Genomic DNA, 4,211 nt, shown 5'->3' on the forward strand with positions numbered 1-4,211 from the left:
TCGTCGGTGCCCAAGCTGTCCCTGGCCAACGGTCTGGTCTACACCGTGCTCAAGGACCCGGCGGGCAACGAGGACCCGTGGTACCTCGGTGCGCTGGACTTCCGCACCGGTCGGCTGGTCTACAAGACCAGGTACGGCACCGGGTTCGGCTTCAACGTCAAATACGCGCCGGTGAGCATCGGGCCGGACCGGGCGGCGTACGTCGGGGTGCTCGGCGGTCTGGTCAGGATCGCCGACTCCACCGGCTGACACCCTCCGCCGTCCCCGCGCGGAGGGAGGGGCCGGGTCAGCCGACCCTGCTCGGGGCCACCTCGCGCACCATCACGCAGTTGCCCTGGCCCTTGGGCCGGTCGTAGGTGAAGCCCTCGCGCTCGTACATCGTGCGGGTGCCGTTGTAGAGGAACGACGAGTTCTTCTTCCGGACCCCGCCGGTGTCGTGCGGGTAGCCCTCGACCAGCCCGCCGCCGGCCCGCGCGATCAGCTCGACGGCGCCACGGAGGGCGACCGCCGCCAGGCCCCGGCCGCGAAGCCCGCGCTCGACCAGGATGCAGGTGACGCGGTAGTCGGGCAACCGCTCGGCCGTGGCGAGGTACTCCTTGCGGTGGTGGATGCCGGGCAGCTCCTCGGGCGATCCGTACTCCGCCCAGGCGACGGCCCGGTCGCCGTCGTAGACCAGCGCCGCGTGCGCGACCCCCTCGGCCACCAGACGCTGCTTGATCGCCCGGTTCCCCTCGGCGCTCTGCCCCCTCTCGGCGCAGTCGGGATGGAACTTGGTGCACCAGCAGCTGGCGAACATGCCCTTGTTGCGCTCGACGAGGGCGGCGAAGTCGTCGAACGTCTCCGGCGTCAGCGCCTTGATCGTGAGGTCGGACATTCCGGCAACGTACCCCGGATGCGCGGACGGTTCACCGACCCCGCAGCGGCCGTCGACGAGGTGCTGGCCCGTCCGGTGGAGCTGTTTCCGGCGCTTGACACAGACGGGCGTAGTGTCAAATGCCGGAACGCGGTGACCGACGGGTAGAAAGGACCCCCCGGCGGCCCTAGGCTCGGTGCCATGAGCGCCCAGAATCCCGCAGGAGGGCCGCTTCTGCACGGTCCCGCCGACCCCGAGCACGACCCGAGGGCGTCGTACGCCCTGGAGCCCGGCTACACGCAGAACCTCACCCGGCGGATCCTCTCCACCACCGGCACGACCGCGCCGGTGGAGTCGCCGCTCAACGGGCAGCCCGTCGCCCACGTGCCCCAGTCGAGCGAGGCCGACGTCCGTGAGGCCGTCGCGCGGGCCCGGCGGGCCCAGGAGGCATGGGCGCGGACCTCGCTGGCCGAGCGCTCCGCGGCCCTGCTGCGGCTCCACGACCTGGTGCTCGACCGGCAGGACGAGATCTGCGACGTGATCGGGGTCGAGTCGGGCAAGGCCCGCAAGGACGCCTTCCTGGAGCTCGCACACGTCGCGCTCACCGCTCGCTACTACGCCCGCACCGCGCATGCCCACCTCGACAGCCGCCGGGTGCCCGGCATGTTCCCCGCACTCACCCACGTCGAGGTGCACCACCTGCCCAAGGGCGTCGTCGGCATCATCTCGCCCTGGAACTACCCCTTCACGCTCGCGCTCTGCGACGGCCTGCCCGCGCTGCTGGCCGGCAACGCCGTGGTGATCAAGCCGGACGCCCAGACCATGCTGACCGCACTGCTCGGCGCCGAGCTCCTCGAGCAGGCCGGCTTCCCGCCCGAGATCTGGCAGGTCGTGGCCGGACCCGGCCGCGACATCGGCCCCCCGCTGATCCAGGGCGTCGACTACGTGTGCTTCACCGGCTCCACCGCAACCGGCAAGCTGATCGCCGGCCAGTGTGCGGACCGGCTGATCGGCTGCTCGCTCGAGCTCGGCGGCAAGAACCCGATCCTGATCCTGCGTGATGCCGCGGTCGAGAAGGCCGCCGAGGGCACCGCCCGGGCGTCGTTCTCCAACGCCGGCCAGCTCTGCGTGTCGACCGAGCGGCTCTTCGTGGCCGACCAGATCTACGACCGGTTCGTCGAGCGGTTCGTGGCCCGGACCAAGGCGATGACCCTCGGGGCCACCCTCGACTGGAGCGTCGACATGGGCACCCTCATCTCCGCCGACCAGCTCGAGACCGTCACCGCCCATGTCGAGGACGCCGTCGCCAAGGGCGCGCGGGTGCTCGCCGGGGGCCGTGCCCGCCCGGACCTCGGCCCCTACTTCTACGAGCCGACCATCCTCGAGGGCGTCACCCCCGACATGACCTGCTTCGGCCACGAGACGTTCGGCCCGGTGGTGGCCCTCTACCGGTTCCACGACGAGGCGGACGCCGTCGCCCGGGCGAACGCGGGCCAGTACGGCCTCAACGGCTCGATCTACAGCCAGGACGGAGGCCGGGCGCGCCAGCTCGCGCGGCAGATCAAGTGCGGGACCGTCAACATCAACGAAGGCTTCGGGTCCACGTTCGGCTCGCTCGCCGCCCCGATGGGCGGTATGCGGGAGTCCGGGATGGGCCGGCGGCAGGGCTCCGAGGGCATCCTGCGCTACACCGACACCCAGTCGGTCGCGACCCAGCGCGGGGTGCGGATCGGCCCCTCCTTCGGGCTCTCGCAGGAGCAGTACGCGAAGGCGCTGACGGTCAGCCTCCGGGTCCTCAACAAGCTGGGACGGGCCTGATGACCCACGCCGCCCAGCCGGCCGAGCCGTTCGACTACGACGCCCTGGTCATCGGGTCCGGCTTCGGGGGCTCGGTGACCGCGCTGCGGCTCACCGAGAAGGGCTACCGGGTCGGCGTGCTGGAGGCAGGCGACCGGTTCGACGAGGCGTCGTACCCCAAGACCTCGTGGGACGTGAAGAACTTCCTCTTCATGCCCGACGCCGGCTGCTACGGCATCCAGCGGATCGACATGGTGCGCGACTGCATGATCGTCGCGGGTGCCGGCGTGGGCGGCGGTTCCCTCGTCTACGCCAACACCCTCTACGAGCCGCTCGAGGCGTTCTACCGCGACCCGTCGTGGTCGCACATCTGTGACTGGAAGACCGAGCTGGCGCCCTACTACGACCAGGCCAAGCGGATGCTGGGCGTGGTGGAGAACCCGCTGCGTACGCCCAGCGACGAGGTGATGGAGAAGGTGGCGGGGGAGATGGGCGTCGGCGAGACGTTCCACCCGACGCCGGTGGGCGTGTTCTTCGGCAACGGCGACCAGGCGCCCGGCGAGACCGTCGCCGACCCCTACTTCGGTGGGGCCGGCCCCGACCGCACGCCCTGCATCGGCTGCGGCGAGTGCATGACCGGCTGCCGGCACAACGCCAAGAACACCCTGCTCAAGAACTACCTCTACCTCGCCGAGCAGGCCGGTGCCGTCGTCCACCCGCTGACCACGGTCACCCGGGTCCGGCCGCGCGACGGGGGCGGCTACACCGTCGACGCGCGCTGGACCAAGGCCAAGCTCTCGCGTCGTACCGCCACCAAGACCTTCACCGCCGAGCACGTCGTGTTCTCCGCGGCCGCGCTCGGCACCCAGAAGCTCCTGCACCGGCTCAAGGCCGAGGGTGACCTGCCGGGGCTCAGTGACCGGCTCGGCTACCTCACCCGCACCAACTCCGAGGCGATCCTCGGCGCCATCGCGCCCGACCTGGCGACCGACTACAGCCAGGGCATCGCGATCACCTCGTCGTTCCACCCCGACGAGCACACCCACATCGAGCCGGTGCGCTACGGCAAGGGCTCCAACTTCATGTCGCTGATGCAGACCGTGCTCACCGACGGCGACGGCCCGGTCCCGCGCTGGCGGACGTGGCTGAAGGAGATGTGGGCGCAGCGGCGCAACGTCAAGGCCCTCTACGACTTCAAGCACTGGTCCGAGCGCACCATCATCGCCCTGGTGATGCAGTCGCTCGACAACTCGATCACCACGTTCCCGAAGAAGACGCCGTTCGGGTGGGTCCTGTCGTCGCGCCAGGGCCACGGCAAGCCGAACCCCACCTGGATCCCGGCCGCCAACGAGGCGGTACGCCGCATGGCGCGCGTCATGGGCGGCACCGCCGGGGGCTCGGTCGGGGAACCGTTCAACCGGCCGCTGACCGCCCACTTCATCGGCGGCTGCACGATCGGCGACTCGCCCGAGACCGGCGTCGTGGACCCCTACCAGCGGGTCTACGGCTATCCCGGGCTGCACGTCGTCGACGGCTCGACCATCTCGGCCAACCTCGGCGT

3 protein-coding genes and 1 pseudogene are annotated in these 4,211 nt (G+C 70.9%); 3 read left to right on the plus strand and 1 reads right to left on the minus strand.

Annotation, left to right across the window (positions count from 1 at the left end; translation table 11 throughout):
• Nucleotides 1-249 (plus strand): annotated as a pseudogene (locus tag VFN12_RS10380) (hypothetical protein); the annotation flags it as partial.
• 37 nt (nucleotides 250-286) lie between these two features.
• On the opposite strand, the gene VFN12_RS10385 reads toward VFN12_RS10380, so the two are convergent.
• Complete coding sequence (locus VFN12_RS10385) at nucleotides 287-874, minus strand: GNAT family N-acetyltransferase (RefSeq protein ID WP_325118590.1); 588 nt, start codon at nucleotides 872-874, stop codon at nucleotides 287-289.
• A 180-nt stretch (nucleotides 875-1,054) separates the two neighbouring features.
• Between VFN12_RS10385 and VFN12_RS10390 the strand changes: the two genes are divergently transcribed.
• Together VFN12_RS10390 and VFN12_RS10395 are read left to right on the plus strand one after the other, a co-directional pair.
• Entirely contained in the window at nucleotides 1,055-2,671 is a 1,617-nt protein-coding gene (locus VFN12_RS10390) for a succinic semialdehyde dehydrogenase (RefSeq protein WP_325118591.1), read from the plus strand.
• Nucleotides 2,671-4,211, plus strand: a 1,541-nt coding sequence (locus VFN12_RS10395; RefSeq protein WP_325118592.1) for a GMC family oxidoreductase, incomplete at its 3' end; no start/stop codon positions are given. The genes VFN12_RS10390 and VFN12_RS10395, both read left to right, overlap by 1 nt.

The organism is Nocardioides sp., from assembly GCF_035703625.1.
Lineage (GTDB): Bacteria > Actinomycetota > Actinomycetes > Propionibacteriales > Nocardioidaceae > Nocardioides.

Coding starts and splice junctions, on each gene's coding strand:
- VFN12_RS10390 (WP_325118591.1), top strand. CDS start 1,055: ATGAGCGCCCAGAATCCCGCAGGAGGGCCGCTTCTGCACGGTCCCGCC.
- VFN12_RS10385 (WP_325118590.1), bottom strand. CDS start 874: ATGTCCGACCTCACGATCAAGGCGCTGACGCCGGAGACGTTCGACGAC.